12 protein-coding genes are annotated in these 17,457 nt (G+C 71.8%); 8 read left to right on the forward strand and 4 right to left on the reverse strand.

Features of this window, described 5'->3' with window-relative positions; all coding sequences use genetic code 11:
• Positions 1-109: 109 nt before the first annotated feature.
• Positions 110-1,369 carry a transposase gene (locus tag caldi_RS01815; protein WP_264843392.1) on the reverse strand — a complete coding sequence of 420 codons (1,260 nt, stop codon included), beginning with the start codon at positions 1,367-1,369 and terminating at the stop codon, positions 110-112.
• A 273-nt stretch (positions 1,370-1,642) separates the two neighbouring features.
• On the opposite strand from caldi_RS01815, the gene secD reads away from it, so the two are divergent.
• Positions 1,643-2,893: a protein translocase subunit SecD gene (secD, locus tag caldi_RS01820; RefSeq protein WP_264843393.1), complete on the forward strand. Its 1,251-nt coding sequence runs from the start codon at positions 1,643-1,645 to the stop codon at positions 2,891-2,893.
• Between the two features lies 1 nt (position 2,894).
• Positions 2,895-3,806 (forward strand): protein translocase subunit SecF, encoded by a 912-nt coding sequence (gene secF, locus caldi_RS01825; protein ID WP_264843394.1) that lies wholly within the window; start codon positions 2,895-2,897, stop codon positions 3,804-3,806.
• Between the two features lie 92 nt (positions 3,807-3,898).
• Here secF and caldi_RS01830 read toward each other — a convergent pair whose 3' ends face one another.
• Together caldi_RS01830 and caldi_RS01835 are read right to left on the reverse strand one after the other, a co-directional pair.
• A complete protein-coding gene (locus caldi_RS01830) occupies positions 3,899-7,015 on the reverse strand; it encodes an efflux RND transporter permease subunit (protein ID WP_264843395.1) in 3,117 nt (1,038 codons plus the stop codon).
• On the reverse strand, positions 7,012-8,130 hold the full coding sequence (locus caldi_RS01835; RefSeq protein ID WP_264843396.1) for an efflux RND transporter periplasmic adaptor subunit: 1,119 nt from the start codon (positions 8,128-8,130) through the stop codon (positions 7,012-7,014). Before caldi_RS01835 ends, caldi_RS01830 begins: the two co-directional genes overlap by 4 nt.
• Before the next feature lie 238 nt (positions 8,131-8,368).
• On the opposite strand from caldi_RS01835, the gene caldi_RS01840 reads away from it, so the two are divergent.
• From caldi_RS01840 to caldi_RS01865, 6 genes are all read left to right on the forward strand, one after another.
• Complete coding sequence (locus tag caldi_RS01840) at positions 8,369-9,883, forward strand: hypothetical protein (protein ID WP_264843397.1); 1,515 nt, start codon at positions 8,369-8,371, stop codon at positions 9,881-9,883.
• Positions 9,884-9,894: 11 nt separating this feature from the next.
• Complete coding sequence (locus caldi_RS01845) at positions 9,895-11,847, forward strand: VWA domain-containing protein (protein WP_264843398.1); 1,953 nt, start codon at positions 9,895-9,897, stop codon at positions 11,845-11,847.
• A 542-nt stretch (positions 11,848-12,389) separates the two neighbouring features.
• Entirely contained in the window at positions 12,390-14,591 is a 2,202-nt protein-coding gene (locus tag caldi_RS01850; protein ID WP_264843399.1) for a RelA/SpoT family protein, read from the forward strand.
• Positions 14,591-15,058 (forward strand): D-aminoacyl-tRNA deacylase, encoded by a 468-nt coding sequence (gene dtd, locus caldi_RS01855; RefSeq protein WP_264843400.1) that lies wholly within the window; start codon positions 14,591-14,593, stop codon positions 15,056-15,058. Before caldi_RS01850 ends, dtd begins: the two co-directional genes overlap by 1 nt.
• 75 nt (positions 15,059-15,133) lie before the next feature.
• A complete protein-coding gene (locus tag caldi_RS01860) occupies positions 15,134-15,763 on the forward strand; it encodes an MBL fold metallo-hydrolase (RefSeq protein WP_319951816.1) in 630 nt (209 codons plus the stop codon).
• Positions 15,764-15,802: 39 nt separating this feature from the next.
• On the forward strand, positions 15,803-16,228 hold the full coding sequence (locus tag caldi_RS01865; RefSeq protein ID WP_264843403.1) for a MarR family winged helix-turn-helix transcriptional regulator: 426 nt from the start codon (positions 15,803-15,805) through the stop codon (positions 16,226-16,228).
• 101 nt (positions 16,229-16,329) lie between these two features.
• Here the strand turns inward: caldi_RS01865 and caldi_RS01870 are convergent, their stop codons facing one another.
• The gene (locus tag caldi_RS01870) at positions 16,330-17,184 is read right to left on the reverse strand and encodes a thermonuclease family protein (RefSeq protein WP_264843404.1); all 855 of its coding nucleotides are present in this window, start codon (positions 17,182-17,184) and stop codon (positions 16,330-16,332) included.
• Positions 17,185-17,457 lie beyond the last annotated feature (273 nt).

Raw genomic sequence — 17,457 nt, forward strand, 5'->3', positions numbered from 1 at the left:
GGGAAGAGAGTGAAAAGGAGAACGTACAGAGCGAGGGCTCTGTTGCTGCCAGTAGATGGATGTTGCACTTCGTTCCTGCGTCTCCCCACCCGTTCGTGCGCGGATGCCGTCAGCCGGCGGCCAGGTAAGGCAGTTGCTCAGCAGGCGCGACCCGTAGGGCGGCATACAGTTCCTGGGCGAGCCAGCGAAGCGGCTTGTTGCCCTGCCTGCCTGCACGAAGCCGGCGGTAGACGAAGGTGAGGAAGAGGTTGAAGGCCACCGCCAGGAGCAGCCAGGTGTTGAAGAGTGCCCCGGGACTCTGGTGGGCGAAGGCATGGTTCCAGTGGAACTCGTGCTTGAGCTGATGAAAGCCGGTGTTTTCCAGGTTCCAGCGGTGATGAGCCGCTTCCCACAGAGCCCGGGTAGGGAGCTGCCCCGGGGAGAGGTTGGTGACGTAGAAGGCCCGGGGGCGGAGCCTGCCGGGGGAGGGCATGCGTCGACGGCGGGTGGCGGGTTCGGGGAGTTCCTCCTCGTCCACGATCAAGACCCGGAGGGTACCAGGGTAGGAATCCCACGAAGTGAACCCGTCCTCATCCCAGGCATGGACGCGGAGGCGGTGGTGGCCCCAGGCGGCCTCCCACCGGTCGGCTTGGGAGCGGGCGGCCAGGGCCTGGGCGTCGCGGAGCAGGTGGCGGCGCTCGTGGTCTTTGACCCGGACGATGAAGCCGCGGCCAAACCGGTGGATCTGGGCCAGGAAGGGTCCGTTGGCGAAGCCGGCGTCGAGGAGGAAGACATGGAGCCAGGGAAAGGTGTTGGCAAGCCGTTCGAGCAGGCGACTGGCCGCGGCCACTTCGGACTCGCCCGGAAGGACGGGTTCCAGGTCGAGGAGGATGCGGGGGTGGGTGCCGACGGTAGAGGCGACGACGACGCGGTGGTAGTACTCGACCTGGCCGTCGGCTCGGGTGCGGGTGGCACAGTGGGTACAGTGGCGGTGGTCCGAGCGGATGGGTTCGGTGCCGTCGATGGCGACCATGACGAAGGGGCCGATGGAGCCGGGGGACCAGAGTTTGTTGCGGCGCATGCGGCGAATGAGCGGGACGAGAAGTTGGGCGCGAAGGCAGTCGCGGTCGAGCTGAGCGGCGATCCGGGCGAGGGAGTCGGCGCTGATGTGGCGGCGGGTGAGGCGGTGGAGGGAACGACGGTCGAGGAGGCGGCCGAGTTCCTCGCGGCTGTGAACGCGGGCGGCGAAACCGAGGATCCAGGCCAAAAGGGCGGAGTCGGTGGGGATCTGAACCCGGGTGGGATGGCGGCGGGCGTGAACGCGGCGGAGGTGCTGGGGGAGCAGGAACGTGTTGGAGACGTAGCGAAGGAACTGCTTGAGCAGTTTCATTCTCGACCTCCCCGGCCACCCGTTTGGGAGAGGATGGGTGGGCCGGGATTCTTCTTCGCGCCTTACCAACAAATTCCTTCCGGACCGCGAATTTTGCCGCTCAAGGGAAAGGCCGCGAATTGTCACTGCGGTGCGGCACAGCAGGAGGAGTTGCGTAGCTCCTGGCCGGGTGCGGCCTTCGTTGACACCGCCAGGGGCGAACACTATAATGGACCCCGGACTTCACGTCGTGTGTCTTTCGTTATAAGAAGCGGCGCAGAAGGGGGCCTACCCATGCGCGTGCGCTCGGCGGCGGCGCTGTTGGCTCTGCTGCTCCTCATCGGCGGAGCCGGCTATTATTTTCTGCGGGTTAAACCACTGTATAACCTCATGAAGCAAGGGCTGGATATCAAGGGCGGCGTGCGCCTGGTGCTGGAAGGGGTGGACACCCCCGAGGCCAAGGTGACCCGGGACGCCATGCAGCGTGCGATGGACGTCATCGAGTACCGGGTCAACAAGCTGGGGGTCAGCGAGCCGAACATCCAGCTCGAGGGCGACCGCCGCATCATCGTCGAGCTCGCCGACGTGCCCAACGTGGAGCAGGCCCGCCAGGTGATCGGCAAGACGGCGCTCCTCAAGTTCGTCGACCCCGACGGCAACACCGTCCTGACCGGCAAGGACCTGGTCAAGGCCCAGGTCATCCAGACCGGCCAGGGCCGCACGGAGTTCGGCGTGTCCCTGGAGCTGTCGCCCGAGGGCACCAAGAAGTTCGCCGACGCCACCACGAAGTTCGTGGGCCGGCAGATCGCCATCTACCTCGACGAGGACGTGATCTCCGCCCCCGTTGTCAACGAGCCGATCCCCAGCGGCCGGGCGCAGATCACCGGCAACTTCACGGCCGAGAGCGCCAAGCAGCTGGCCGACCTCCTCAACGGCGGCGCGCTGCCGGTGAAGCTCAACATCATCGAGAACCGGACGGTCAGCGCCACGCTCGGGCGGACGGCCCTGGCGCTCAGCCTGCGGGCCGGGCTCATCGGGCTCGGGCTGGTGGCGGCCTACATGGTGCTCTTCTACCGGGTGCCCGGCCTCCTCGCCGACTTCGCCCTCGTCCTGTATCTCCTCCTGACCCTCGGCGTCCTGTACGGCATCGGCGCCGTGCTGACCCTGCCCGGCATCGCCGGCATCGTGCTCTCCCTGGGCATGGCCGTCGACGCCAACGTGCTCATCTTCGAGCGGGTGAAGGACGAGCTGCGCCGGGGGACGGGGCTCCGGAGCGCGATCGACGCCGGCTTCAAGCGGGCGTTCTCCGCGATCCTGGACTCCAACGTGACGACGGTCGTGGCGGCGGCGGTGCTGTACTGGCTCGGCACCGGGCCCATCCGGGGCTTCGGGCTGACCCTGGGCCTGGGCGTCCTGATCTCGATGTTCACGGCCATCACGTTCAGCCGCTGGCTCCTGAAGCTGGCGGTGGGGACCGGCTGGTTCGGGCCCAAGACCCTCTTCGGCGCCCACGGCATGACCATCCAGAGGGAGGTGACGGCCTGAGATGCGTCGTTACCTTCCCTTCATGCGGCTTGCCCGGATCTGGGTGGGCATCTCCGTCCTCACCCTGGTCGTGGCAGTGGTGAGCCTCGCCACGCGTGGGGTGAACCTCGGCATCGATTACCGGGGCGGTACCCAGCTGGAGCTCCGCTTCGACCAGCCCCGCACCGTCCCGGAGGTGCGCGAGGCGGTGGCTCGGAGCGTGGGCAGCGTCCCCACCGTCCGGCAGGCGGAACTCAAGGGGCAGGCGACGGGCGCGGAGTTCCTGGTCACGACCGTCTCGCTCACCCCGGAGCAGCGGACCCAGCTGCGGGCCGACCTCGAGAAGGCGCTGGGCAAGTTCGAGGTCGTGTCCGAGTCCGAGGTGAGCCCCACCATCCGCAGGGAACTGATCGAGAAGGCGCTGCTGGCGGTGGCGATCGCCTCCGTGCTGCAGCTCATCTACATCGCGATCCGCTTCGAGTTCAAGTTCGGCGTCGCGGCCGTCGTGGCGCTGCTGCACGACGCCATCGTCCTGCTCGGGTTCTTCTCTCTCCTCGGCATGGAGGTGGGGCCGGCGTTCCTCGCCGCCGTGCTCACGGTCATCGGTTACTCCATCAACGACACGATCGTGGTGTTCGACCGCATCCGGGAGAACCTGCACCGGCCGCACAAGGGCGAGCCCCTCGAGGCCCTCGTCGACCGCAGCATCAACGAGACGCTGGTGCGCTCCCTCAACACCGCCGGGACGACGCTCGCGGCGATCGCCGCCATCCTCTTCTTCGGCGGCGAGACCACGCGGGACTTCGCCCTGGCGCTGTTCGTGGGGATCCTCAGCGGCACGTACTCGTCGATCTTCGTCGCCAGTCCCCTCTGGTTCTGGTGGAAGCGGGCGGAGAAGCGGCAACCCGGCACCCGTGCCGTCCTGGCACGCTGAACGGGAAGGGCATCCGGGCACGGACAGAAACCGGCCCCGGCTCCCTTCGAGGGCGGCCGGGGCCGGTGCCATTCACACCGCCAGCTGTGGGATCAGTCCCCCGTGTGGGCTGCCGGCCGGGGCCGGACCGGGAGCAGGCGGCGGACCCAGCGGGCCTGGAGGGCGTCCTCGAGGATCGTGTACACCGTGGGCACGAAGACCAGGGTGAGGAGGGTGGAGAAGATGAGCCCGCCCATGACCACCGTGGCCATCGGCGCCTGCTGGTCCGTTCCCTCGCCCAGGCCGAGGGCCAGCGGCAGCAGGCCCAGCACGGTGGTGAGGGTGGTCATGAGGACGGGCCGCAGGCGGGTCGGGCCGGCCCGGAGGATGGCCTCCTCCCGGGTGAGCCCCCGGCGCCGGAGCTGGTTCACGTAGTCGATGAGCACGATCGCGTTGTTCACGACGATGCCGACCAGCATGATGACGCCCAGCATGCCGGCGATGTCGAGGGAGCGCCCGGTCACCGCCAGCGCGTACACCGCGCCGGCGAAGGCGAACGGCACGGAGAACATGATCACGAGCGGGTGCAGGAACGACTCGAACTGGGCAGCCATGACGAGGTACACCAGCACCGTGGCGAGCGCCAGCGCCTGGCTGAGGCCGGAGAAGGCGTCCGCCATCTCCCGGCTCTGCCCGCCGTAGTCGATGCTGTACCCCGGCGGCAGCGGCAGGGCGGCGAGGCGCTGCCGGATCTCGGCCATCGCGCTCCCCAGGTCGCGGCCGAAGAGCTGCGCCGTGACCGAGACGACCCGGGCCTGGTCCTCCCGGTTCACGCTGGTCGGGCCGGTGGCCCGGACGAGCTGGGCGACCTCGCGGAGCGGCACCTGCTCGCCCCGCGGGGTCGGGACGTAGAGGTTGCCCAGGGCCTCCAGGTCCTCCCGGGCCGGCTCGGCCGCGCGCACCCGGATGTCGTACTCGTTGCCGCCCACGCGGTATCGGGTGGCGACCGTGCCCCGGACCGCCGTCTGCACCACCTGGGCGATCTGCGCGGCGCTCAGGCCGAGGTCGGCGGCGCGGCGGCGGTCCACGACGACCTGCACCTCCGGCAGGCCCCGGGTGACGGAGGACTTGACCTCCCGGGTGCCCGGCACGCGGGCGACCTCGGCCTCGACCCGGGCGGCCAGGCTCTTGAGCACGTCCAGGTCCTCGCCCTTGATCTGGACCTCGACCGGCGAGCCGCCCGGCCCCAGGGCGCCGGAGAGCTGGACGCGGATGGTCGCCCCGGCGATCGACCGCGTCCGGGTCCGGACCTCGTCCATGATCTCGTCGAGGGAGCGGTCCCGTTCGTGGGGCCGCACGAGCAGGGCGTAGATGCCGGCCACGTTCGAGGCCGTGCTCCTGTCGAAGGCGCTGCCGGAGCTGCCGACGCTCGTGTAGATCGTCCGCACCTCGGGGATCGTCCGGACGATGGCCTCGACCTGGTGGGCGACGCGCTCGGTCTCCTCGAGCCGGGTGCCGTTCGGCAGCTCGATGCTCACCTGGAACTCGCTGGTGTCCATCTTGGGGATGAACTCGACGCCGACCAGCGGCACCAGCGCGCCGGCGAGGACGAAGGCTCCCACGGCGATCGCGACCACGCTCTTGCGGTGCTGCAGGGCCCAGGCCAGGAGCCGGGCATAGGCCGCGTCGAGCCGGTCCCACACCCGGCCGATCCAGCGGGAGAGCCGCGGCGGCTCGCCGGGCGTGCGCCCGGGGCGGTCGGCGAGGAGGCGGGAGGCCATGAGGGGCACGAGCGTCAGGGAGACGGCCAGCGAGGCCATGAGCGAGAAGGTCACGGCCAGGGCGAGCTCCTGGAAGTACTGCTTGGCCAGGCCCTGGATGAACACGATCGGGAGGAACACGCAGACCGTGGTGAGGGTGGACGCGACGACGGCGAGCGTGACCTCGCCCGCCCCCTCCTCGGCGGCGCGATGGGGATCCTTCCCTTCCTTCTGCTTGTGCCGGAAGATGTTCTCCAGCACCACGATGGCATTGTCCACCAGCATGCCCACGCCCATCGACAGTCCGCCGAGGGACATCATGTTCAGCGTCACGCCGCCCAGGTAGAGCGCGCCGAAGGTCACGACGATGGAGATGGGGATGGCGAGCCCCACGGCGAGGGTGGCGCGGAAGTGGCGCAGGAACAGGTACAGGATGACGATGGCCAGGAGGCCGCCCTGGACGGCGCTGTCGCGCACGCCGTTCAGCGAGTCGAGGATGTAGCGGGACTGGTCCAGGAGCACGTGCGCCTGGATGCCGCCCGGTAGGGTGCGGCTGAGCTCCTCCAGCGTCTCTTTGACCCGGCGGGCCACCTGCACCGAGTTGGCCCCGCTCTGCTTCAGCACGCTCAGGCTCACGGACGGGCTGCCGTTCACCCACGTCTTGCTCCGGGCCTCGGCGAAGGTGTCCTTCACCTCCGCGATGTCGCCGAGGCGCACCACCTGGCCGCGCGGGGTGAGGAGGCGCAGGTCCCGGATGTCGTCGACCGAGCGGAACTGCCCGATCGACCGCACGAGGAGCCGCAGCTGGCCCTCCCGGACGTCGCCGCCGGGCAGGTTCAGGTTGTCCGTGGCCAGGGCCTGTGCCACCTGGGGGATCGACACCCCGGCCGCGTGGAGCCGGGCCGGGTCGACCAGGACCTGGATCTCCCGGTCCACGCCGCCCGTGACGTTCACGGATGCCACGCCGTCCTGGCGCTCCAGGATGGGCTTGATGTCGTCCTCTGCGATCCGCTTCAGCTCGGCGAGGTCCTGGCTCCCGGTGAGGCCGATCACCAGCACCGGGATCGACTGCGGGTCCATTTTGAAGACGAGCGGGCTCTTGACCTCATCGGGGAGGAAGCCCCTGACGCGGTCGATCCGCTCCCGCATCTGCAGCGTGGCGAAGTCCATGTCCGTGCCCCAGTTGAACTCGGCCAGGACGAAGGACGTGCCCTCGCTGCTCCAAGAGCGGATCTTCTTGAGGCCGGGGGTCGTCCCCAGGGCCTCCTCCAGGGGGCGGGTGACCAGGGATTCGACCTCCTGCGGCCCCGCACCCTCGTACTCCGCGACCACGACGGCCATGGGGAACTCCATGGCGGGGTAGAGGTCGACGGCCAGCCGGGTGTACGAGACGAACCCCACCACCAGCGCGACCAGGAAGAAGACGATCGCCGGGACCGGGTGGCGGAGGGAGAACCGGGCCCAGCTCACGGGGATCCACCCCCCGAACCTCCGGCCTCCTCGCTCACGGTGACGGGGGTGCCGTCGGTGAGGAGGTCCTGGCCGGCGACCACCACCCGGGCGCCCTCGGCGACGCCCTCAACCAGCACCCGGTCGGCGTCGGCCAGGCCTGTCCGGACCCGCCGCTCACGCGCCTTGCCGTTCTCGACGACGAAGACGACCTTCTCCCCGCCGCGCTCGATCACCGCCCCCGTGGGGACGGCGATGCCGGTCTCCCGGCGCGTCGCGACCTGCACCTCGACGTACATCCCGCCGCGCAGGCGCCCCTCGGGGTTCTCCAGGGTCACCCGGGCGGCGTAGGTCTTCTGACCCGGTGTGGTGGTCGGGCTGAGCGCCTGCAGGGTTCCCCTCAGCGTGGCGCCCAGCGAGGGAACCCGCACCGTGACCTCCTGGCCGGGCTCTAGCCGGACGGCGTCCTGCTCGGACACCTGCACGTCGACGTGGACCCGGGACACGTCGACGAGGGTGAGCAGCGGCACGCCCGGCGCCACCCAGGCGCCCGGCTCGACCCGCCGCTCGGCGACCACCCCGGCGGCGGGCGCACGGATCACCGTGTGCTCAACCGCCAGCCGGGCCTGCTCGGCCGCGGCAGCGGCCTGCTGCAGGGCGGCCTGCGCCTGGACGGCGCCGGCCCGGGCCTGGTCGATCTGCTGCTGGCTCACCGCCCCGGCCAGAAACAGCGCCTCGAGCCGGTCGCGGCTCTTGGCGGCCTCCTCGGCGGCGGACCGGGCCTGGGCCAGGGCGGCCTCGGCCCGCTGGAGCTGGGCCCGGGCCTCACGGTCGTCGAGCTGCACCAACGGCTGGCCGGCCTGCACGCGGTCGCCGAGTTCGACGTGCACGGCGGCGACCTGTCCCGGGATGGCGCTGGAGAGCTGCACCTGCAGGCCCGGGGTCACGGTGCCGGTGACGACGGAGGTCTGAACGATCTCCTGCCGGCTGGCCGGAACGGCCCGGACCGGGACGGCCGGCGGGACGGCCGCCGCCTGGGCGCCCCGGGCCCGGGAAGAACACCCGGCCAGGGCCGGGAGAACCCCGAGTAGCGCCAGGACGGCCGCCTGGCGCACGTGGCGTTGGCGCTGTGGCATTCCGATTGCCCTCCTACCTCTACACCACACCCGACCATTCTACCATGTTTCAGCCAGGGCTCCTATTCACAGACCTGTGCACAGGCAGAGCGGGTTCACGGGCGCCGCCGGCCCCGGGCTCTGCCGTGCACGGCCGGCAGCGGTCCGGTGCGCGCGGGCTTCTCCTTCTCGCTGGGCAGACTAGGGAATGGCCGGTCCCGGAGGGGCCGGACCCCGATCGCCCGCTGGGGGGACCGGATTGGACTCGGTTCTGGGCCTTGTCCGGCACAAGGGGAACGCCGCCCTCTTCTCCGCCGTCGAGATGTCGATCGTGTCCACGCTGGCTGGCACGCCCCTGCACCTTCACGCCGAGGGGCTACGGGGCACCGGCAAGACCACGATCCTGCGGGCGGCCCGCCGCGTGCTGCCCCGCATCCGGCGTGTCAAGGGGTGCCTGTACAACTGCGACCCGGACGCGCCCCACTGCCCGCAACACCGCGGGCTCGACCCGGAGGCACTGGCGCGGATCGGGTCGGAGTGGGTGACCATACCCTTCCTGGAGATCTCCCACTCGGCGAAGGTGGGCACGGTGGTCGGGTCGATCGACCTGGGGCGCCTGGTGAGCCCCACCGACCCGGCCGCGGCGCTCCTGCCGGGCACCCTGCCGCAGGCGCACCGGGGCATCGTCCTGGTCGACGAGGTCAACCGCCTGGCGGAGACCTCCCCGGAGCTGGCCGACATCCTCCTCGACGCCATGGGCACCCGGCCCGGGCGGGTGCAGATCGAGGAGACGGGGCTCCCGGCGGTCGAGATTCCCCTCGTGGTCTCCGTCTGGGCGGCCTCCAACCCCGACGAGGACCCGGGACCCCTGGAGGAGATCCGGAGGCAGCTGTCGGACCGCTTCGACTTCGTGATCCCGACCGGCCGCCCGGACGACGCGGCCGTGGTCGACACGATCCTGGCCCGGCTGGAGGGCCTCACCGCGGCGCCGCCGGACGAGGAGGCGCTCGAGGCCTGCCGGGCCCGGTTGGCCGAACGGGCCGGCGCCCTCCGGGACGTGTCGGTGCCGGCCTGGCTGCGGTCAGAGGTGGCCGGGCTCTACACCCGCTTCGGGCTCGAGAGCCTGCGCAGCGTCCAAGCGATGCTCCGGGGGGCCCGCCTCAGCGCCTGCCTGGCCGGCCGGAGCGAGGCCACCTGGGAAGACCTGGCGGCCGTCGCCCCCCTGGCCCTCCACCATCGCGTCGACGGCGACACCCTGGCCCGGGCACTCCAGCACCTGCGCGGGGTGCCGGGCGCCCGGGCGCACGGGGAGGGCGGCTTTGCGGGCCGCGGCCCGGGATCGGTGGCGGTGGCCGCGCCGGCGACGCCGGCGGGCGCGCTGGCGCGCCCCGGGGCCCCGCCGGTGGGGGCGGCAGCCCCGCCCGGCCTGGCCACCCCCGGACCGGGCGCAGGCGACGCGCCCCCGGCCGCACCGCTGGCAGATCGCACCCCCGCCGCGGCCGGGGAGGGCCGCGGGGGACAGGCGGCGGCCGCCCCGGGGACGGCTCCGGGGCGAGGGGCCGGCCGGCCGGACGTTCCCCCGCTCTGGCAGCGCCTGTGGTCGTACCTGCGGAGGCGGGGCTCGCAGGCGGGCGACGGGAGCAGCGCCGCTGCCGTCAGCGTGGACCCCGCCCGCCACCCGCCGGCGGCGCCGCCGCACCGGGCCCGGCCACTGTGGAAGCTGCCGGACAGGCTCCTGGTCTCCACCGAGGACGACCTTCGCCGCCGGCGCTGACGGGGTAGGCCATGGACTGGGAGGAGCGGCTGCGGGCCGCGCTGCGGCGGGGCGAGGGGGTCCGCTTCGGCGAGACCGCGGTGGTGAGCCGGCGGGTACACACGGTCGAGCTGAGGGAACCCGGCGTGGTGTCCGTCCTGCGCCACCTCGACGCCGGGCAGGTCTTCTACGGCCGGCGGCGCCCGGACGAGATCCTCCACGTGGACCTGTTCCACGCGGTCGCCCGGGTCGACCCCCGCGGGGTCGCCGCGGCGATCTGCCGCGCCCTGCAGGCCTGCGGCGCGCCCGACCGCGCCCACGACATCGACATCCAGACCGGCGCCGGCGGCGGGCGCCTCACCGGCAGCCTCACGTGGGGCCAGCGCCCGACGCTCCTGGCCTCCCACCGCAACCACGTGCACCTGGCGGCCCTCTTGCCGGACGAGGCGCTGGGCCTCGTCCTGCCGATCCTGCGCGCCGTGGAGGCGGAGATCCTGGCGCAGGGCGTGGAGCTGCGGCGGGTCGAGGGCCTGCGCCACCCGCCGCCCACGGGCGGCGGTCCGGCGCTCGACCTCTCCCACTACGCGGACTTCACGGACTCCCGCCTGCGTGAGCCGCCGGAGCCCCGCACGGCCACTGCCGGGGTGACCGCCTCGCCGGCTGCAGCGGGATCCGGGGCGGCGGTCCCCGCCCAGGCGAGCACGGGCACGGCGGGGACCGGAGCGGCCGTCTCAGGAACTCCTGCCCCCGCCGGAGCCACCCAGGGTACGCCCACGGCCGTCTCCCCCGGACTCGCCTCCGATGCGGCCGCGGGCGGACCCATCCCCGCCCCGGACGGGGCAGAGGCACCACCCGGGCCCGCAGCGGGCGCGGGGTCCTGGGCGCCGTGGGAGGCGCTCGCGCACGAGACCCGACTGCAGGAGGTGCTCCGCCTCGCCTCCCGCCTCGGCAGCCCCGCCGAGATCCACCGCGCCCTCGACGCCGTGCGGTCGGGACAGGCGGCCGCCGGCAGCGTGTCCCCCCTGGGGTCGCAGCAGGCCAACCCCCTGCTGCGCGACCTGGAGGAAGAGGGACTCGTCCGGCGCGACGGCCGCGCCCTGCGCCTCACCGAGGCCGGCAAGGCCCTGGCCGCCTTCCTGGACGGACACCTGCGGGAGGTGACGATGCGCTTCCGCCGGCGCATCCGGCGCGTGCCGCGGGAGGCGTTGCCGGTCCGGCCACGGCCGGGGGAGCGTCCTTCGCTGCGGGCCCGGTACGGGCCCACCCGGCCTCCCGTCCCTGCTCCGCCGGGCTCCTGGCTCGGCGACCTGGCCGTCCCCGAGACGGTGATCGCCGGGGTCCGGCGCGCCCACCTGGTGCGGGTCGGGGCAGGAGGCGGACCGGCGCCGGCCCTGTGTCTCGAGCGCGGGGACCTGCACGTGTACCGGCGACCGGCGGAGGAGCCGCTCTACATCTGCCTTCTCATCGACGCCAGCGCCTCCATGGCCGGCCGGCGAATCCGGGCCGCCAAGCACCTCGTGCGGCACCTGCTGGCGATTACCCGGGACCGCATCGCCGTGGTGGCGTTCCAGGAACGGGAGGTGCGCGTCCAGGTGCCGTTCACCCGGGACTGGGCCCGGGTCGAGGCGGCCCTGGCCCGGCTGCAGCCGATGGGACTCACCCCGCTCGCCCACGGCCTGGTGGCGAGCCTCGAGCTGATCCAGCGCTCCCGGGTGCGCCGTCCGCTGCTCCTGCTCGTCACGGACGGCATCCCCACGGTGCCGCGCTGGAGCATCGACCCGCTGGCCGACGGCCTGGAGGCGGCCCGGCAGGTGGCCCGCAGCCGGGTGCCCTTCGGCTGCGTGGGCCTCATGCCCTCCCGGCGCTACCTGGAGGAACTCGCCCGAACGGCGGGCGGCACACTTCACGTGGTGGAGGAGCTCGAGGAAGGGGCGCTCCTACGCATCGCTCACCACGAACGCCGGCGCCTCATGCGGACGTCGTGAGGTCGGGCGGACGCAGTGCAGCTTGTCGTCCCGGCCGCGGCGCAGTGCGGCCACCGGCGGACGGGCCGGAGTCACCTATAGTGACTGACGAGATACCACATTTCCCGGACGGTAGTGCAGAACAGGGACCGCGAGCAGGACCTTAGCGGTTCCTGAAGTGCACAGCGAACGCTCAACCCCCGAACTCAGATTTACAGAACACCGACTTCCGGTAAACTTGCGGCTCGATTTCGACCGCAACCCCCCGTGTTCTTGACCTGGCGCGGCCGACCCGGGGGGCTGCTGTGCAGTTGAGGCACCACAACGCAAACGCTAGCGGACCCGATCGTGCACCGCTTCCCGACCGACGGCACGGCGTCCCGCCGTGCGGTACCGCACCGTGTCAGGCCGCGTCGCGAAACTTGCCACGGCGGTGGTGGCGCGCCGGGGAAGCTTGGGGTAGAATGAACGTGAAACCGCGGACGTGCGGCCCCGGGACTCCGGCTGGCCGCCGCTTCGCATACGGCGGCCCGAGCACACCGGCGGGAAGGGAGGTGCGGCGTGTGGACCTGGAGACCCTGAAGCAGAAGATCCTCAAGACCTACCCGGGGGCCGACCTGTCCCTGGTGGAGTCGGCGTACGAGTTCGCCAGCCAGGCCCACGCCGGCCAGTTCCGCCGCTCGGGCGAGGCGTACATCCAGCATCCCCTCGAGGTCGCTGCCATCCTCGCCGACCTCCAGATGGACGCGACCACCGTGGCGGCGGCGCTCTTGCACGACGTCGTCGAGGACTGCAGCGTCTGCATCCCGGACCTGGAGACCCGGTTCGGCAAGGAGGTCGCTTCCCTCGTCGACGGCGTGACCAAGCTGTCGCGGCTGGACTTCACTTCCCGGGAAGAGGCGCAGCTCGAGAACCTGCGCAAGATGTTCCTGGCAATGGCCCGCGACCTCCGGGTCATCCTGATCAAGCTGGCAGACCGCCTGCACAACATGCGGACGCTGGGGTACCTGCGGGAGGACAAGCAGCGGAGCATCGCCCAGGAGACGCTGGAGATCTACGCGCCGCTCGCCCACCGCCTCGGCATGGCGGACATCAAGTGGGAGCTGGAGGACCTCGCCTTCCGGTACATGGAGCCGGAGAAGTACCGGGAGATCGCCCGGCTGGTTGCCCAGAAGCGCGAGGAGCGGGAGTCGCTCACCCAGGAGCTCATGGCCCAGCTCCGGCAGAAGCTCGACGAGGTGGGCATCAAGGCGGACATCTCCGGCCGCCCGAAGCACCTCTACAGCATCTACAAGAAGATGTACCGCCAGGGCAAGGACATTACCGAGCTTTACGACCTCATCGCCATCCGCGTGATCGTGGACGAGGTGAAGGACTGCTACGGCGCCCTCGGAGTCATCCACTCGTTCTGGCGCCCGCTGCCGGGCCGGTTCAAGGACTACATCGCCACCCCGAAGCCGAACCTGTACCAGTCCCTGCACACCACGGTGGTCGGGCCGCACGGGCAGCCCTTCGAGATCCAGATCCGCACGTGGGACATGCACCGGACGGCGGAGTACGGCGTGGCCGCCCACTGGCGGTACAAGGAGGGGCGGACCGACCCGGACTTCGACCGCAAGCTCTCGTGGCTCCGGAGCCTCCTGGAGTGGCACACGGAGATGCGGGAGGCCCGGGACTTCGTGGAGGCCGTGAAGGTCGACATCTTCGCCGACCAGGTCTTCGTGTTCACCCCGAAGGGCCACGTGGTCGACCTTCCTGCCGGGGCGACGCCGATCGACTTCGCGTACGCCATCCACACCGACATCGGCCACCGCTGCGTCGGCGCCCGGGTGAACGGGAAGCTGACGCCGCTGGACACCCCGCTCAAGTCCGGCGACATCGTCGAGATCCTGACGTCGAAGTCGAGCCCGGGCCCGAGCATCGACTGGCTCAAGATCGTCAAGACCTCGACGGCCAAGAACAAGATCCGCCAGTTCTTCAAGCGGGAGCGGCGGGAGGAGGACCTGCAGCGGGGCCGGGAAGCGCTCGACCGGGAGATCCGCCGCCTGGGCTACGAGCCGCACGAACTGCTGAAGGACGAGTGGCTGGCCGAGGTCCGCAAGAAGCACAACCTGGCCTCCGACGACGAGCTGCTGGTGGCGATCGGCATCGGCACCTTGACCGCTTCCACGGTGGCGGGGCGGCTGCGCGACCTCTTCGAACGGGAGCGCCAGAGGGCCGAGGGCGTGGCTGCGGTCACCCCGCCGCCGGCGACGGAGCGCAAGGAGTGGGAGGGCTACCGCAAACCGTCATCCGGTATCCACGTCAAGGGCGTGGACGGCGTGCTGGTGCGGTTCAGCCGGTGCTGCAGCCCGGTGCCCGGGGACCCGATCATCGGCTACGTGACCCGGGGGCGCGGGGTGGCGGTGCACCGGCTCGACTGTCCCAACCTGCCGGCGATGGCCCGCGACCCCGACCGGCTCATCGAGGTCGGCTGGGAGGAAGGGTACAGCGCCAGCCACCCGGTGGAGATCCAGATCGTCGCGATCGACCGGGCGGGGCTCCTGGCCGAGGTCGCGGGGATCGTCGCCGACAGCCGCATCAACGTGCTCTCGTCGATGTCCCGGGGCCACCGCAACAAGCTCGCCACCATCGACATGGTGCTCGAAGTCCGGGACCTGACCCAGCTCCAGTACGTGCTGCAGAAGATCCGCAAGGTGCGGGACGTGCTCAGTGCCGACCGGGTGGTGCACGAGAACCGCGCCCGGGGCAGCGTGGGGTCCTGATGCGCGCGGTCGTGCAGCGGGTGAGCCGCGCCCGGGTGACGGTCGTGGAGGGGCAGACCGGGAGCGAGGTCCCCGTCGGGGAGATCGGTCCCGGGCTCGTCGTGCTGCTCGGCGTCCGCACGGGGGACGAGCCCGCCGCTGCCCGCTACCTGGCAGAGAAGGTCGCCCACCTGCGGATCTTCGAGGACGACGCCGGCAAGATGAACCGCTCCCTCCTCGACGTGGGGGGATCGGCCCTGGTCGTCAGCCAGTTCACCCTGTACGGCGACGTCCGCCGCGGCCGCCGGCCCGGCTTCGACTGGGCGGCCCGGCCCGAGGTCGCCGAGCCCCTGTACGAGGCGTTCTGCGCGGAGTTGCGGGCCCTCGGGGTCCCGGTGGCCACCGGCCGGTTCCAGGCGCACATGCGCGTGGAGCTCGTGAACGATGGGCCCGTGACCATCTTGCTGGACAGCGACAGGGAGTTCTGAGGCGCAGGGGGTGGCGCCCGGGCGGCCGCCGGGGGCCGGGCGCGCGGAAGAGAGGAGACCAACGCTTTGGACGATGTGTTATTATTATGGAGAAAAGCCGTCGGTCCTCTGGCAGCGAACTGCTACATCGTCGCCTGCCCGAGGACCCGTGTTGCTGCCGTCGTCGACCCCGGGGCGCCGGACCCGTGGATCGAGGAGACCGTCCGGTCCGAAGGCCTGAGGGTGGAACGGATCCTGCTCACCCACGGGCACGGCGACCACATCGGGGGTGTGGAGTGGGTGAGGGGCTGGTCGGGGGCCCCGGTCGCCTGCCATCCGGGCGACGTGCCACTCCTGCGGGAACCCCAGCTCAACGGCTCGGCCTGGTTCGGCAGTCCCGTGTCCCTGCCCGATCCGGAGCACCTCCTGGAAGAGGGGGGCCGGGTGGTGCTCGGTGAGGTGCACCTCGAAGTTCTTCACACACCTGGACACACCCCCGGCGGGGTCTGTTTCCGCGGGCCGGGCCTCGTCCTGGCCGGCGACACGCTCTTTGCCGGCTCGATCGGCCGGACGGACCTGCCGGGAGGGGACCACGCGACGCTTGTCCGTTCGATCCGGGAGAAGCTCTTCATCCTGCCCCCGGACACTGTGGTTTACCCCGGCCACGGGCCTGAGACAACGATCGAAGACGAGAAGAAGTACAATCCGTTCGTCGGTGTGGATTAGGCGTCCGGGGGCTCACGGCTCCGCCAGAGGAGGGCGCCGATGAGCACCAGCACCACGGATTCGGCTATCCTTGACCGCCTTGAGGACCTGATCAGCCGTGTCTTCCGGCACCTTGCCGCCCGAACGGGCGGGGAGACGGGCCTTTCCCTCAGCCAGCGGTTGGTCCTCCGCGCGCTCAGCCAGAGCCGCATGCAGGTTTCGGACGTCGCCGCCACCCTGGGGGTAACCCTGAGCGCCGCCACGGGGCTCATCGACCGCATGGCCCGGGCGGGGCTCGTCACCCGGGAGCGGGACCGGGGCGACCGGCGGGTCGTGTGGGTGCGGCTCACCCAGGAAGGCCGGCAGGCCCTCGCCGCGGTCGACGAGGCCCGGCGCCAGGCCGTGGCCCAGGCCGTCTCCCGCCTGTCCTCGGGGGAGGTCGAGCAGCTCCTGACGCTCCTCGAGCGCGTGGAGACCGGAACCTGAGGGACACCGGACGTGAAGACCGGTGCCGGCCCCAGCAAGCGTGAGCCCCCGGCGGCGCTGCCGCACGGGGGCGACGTCCGTCTGGCTGCCTGGCGTGCGGGTCACGGCAGGCTCTCGCACGCGATCCCGTCGTGGTCGCCGTCCAGCCGGTGCGGGTCCCGGGCCGGGCCGCCGTTCGCCTCGAAGAAGGCCTGCGCCTCGGCCTGGGTGCGGAAGTCGGAGCAGTCGCGGTCGGCGAAGGCCCCGCCCGGGGCAGCAGGGGCGGCCGGCCCGGCGCCGCTCAGTGTGCGCGAGTCCGGCTCGAGCCCCCACAGGCCCCGGTTCCCCTCCCGGGCCTCCCGCTGGAGCTGGACGAAGAGCTCCGCGTACCTCACGTTGGGCGGCACGGTCATGACCTGGGCGTAGCCCCCGGCCAGGAGGATGGCGTTGAACATCTTCTCCCGGACCTCCCGGGCGTCGCCATTCTGCGGGGGCGAGAGCCAGACGTAGGCGAGCAGGCGGCCGTACCGGTCACGGCGCTCGACGTCGAACTCGAGGTGCACGGTCTTCCCCTGCAGCCGGGACCGGGTGAAGGCCGACGCTTCCTTTCCATATGGCTCCACCGGCCGGTTCGGCGCCACCGTCTCGGGCGTGTTCACGCCGATGAAGCGGACGGTCTCCGCCCGGCCGCCCTCGAGCCGCATCTCGGCCGTATCCCCGTCGACGACCCGGATCACCGTGGCCGGGACGGTTTCCGGGGCGGCTGGCGTGTCCTCTTCGGGCGCAGCTGGGGCCGGCGTCGGAGGCGCTGCGGGCGGCGCGGCCGCCCCGGCCTCCGCCGGCGCCCGCGCCGCGGGCCGGGGCGCGTCGGGTTCGCCGTCCAGCGCCTGGGCGACGACGACGGCGACGGCCAGCAGGACGCCGGCGAGGATCCCCTTGCCTGCAGGGGGACGGACGGTGCGGGATGACGGCGACACGTGAGGCCACCTCGGGACTCCGTCCTCCTCCGGGCTCGCCCGCCCGGCTGCCGGCCGGGCACCGCGCGGCCCGGAGGGCGCCGGCGCCGGCACGTCAGGGTGGGCCGTGCGCCGCACGATCGGCGCCGGGTCACCGATCCGAGTGTACCACGAACGTGCCGGTTGGAGCCCTGGGGGACCGGCGCGGATCTCGTACGGGACAGGAGGCGCACGCGGCCCGGACGGGCGGCGATCGCTCCTGGGGCCTCACAGAATCTCCACAACCCCTCCAAG

The organism is Caldinitratiruptor microaerophilus (assembly GCF_025999835.1).
Lineage (GTDB): Bacteria > Bacillota > Sulfobacillia > Symbiobacteriales > ZC4RG38 > Caldinitratiruptor > Caldinitratiruptor microaerophilus.

Bases quoted from the DNA above. Each gene is read 5' to 3' on its own strand.
- secF (WP_264843394.1), top strand. From the start codon at position 2,895: ATGCGTCGTTACCTTCCCTTCATGCGGCTTGCCCGGATCTGGGTGGGC.
- caldi_RS01865 (WP_264843403.1), top strand. From the start codon at position 15,803: ATGAGCACCAGCACCACGGATTCGGCTATCCTTGACCGCCTTGAGGAC.
- dtd (WP_264843400.1), top strand. From the start codon at position 14,591: ATGCGCGCGGTCGTGCAGCGGGTGAGCCGCGCCCGGGTGACGGTCGTG.
- caldi_RS01835 (WP_264843396.1), bottom strand. From the start codon at position 8,130: ATGCCACAGCGCCAACGCCACGTGCGCCAGGCGGCCGTCCTGGCGCTA.
- secD (WP_264843393.1), top strand. From the start codon at position 1,643: ATGCGCGTGCGCTCGGCGGCGGCGCTGTTGGCTCTGCTGCTCCTCATC.
- caldi_RS01815 (WP_264843392.1), bottom strand. From the start codon at position 1,369: ATGAAACTGCTCAAGCAGTTCCTTCGCTACGTCTCCAACACGTTCCTG.
- caldi_RS01845 (WP_264843398.1), top strand. From the start codon at position 9,895: ATGGACTGGGAGGAGCGGCTGCGGGCCGCGCTGCGGCGGGGCGAGGGG.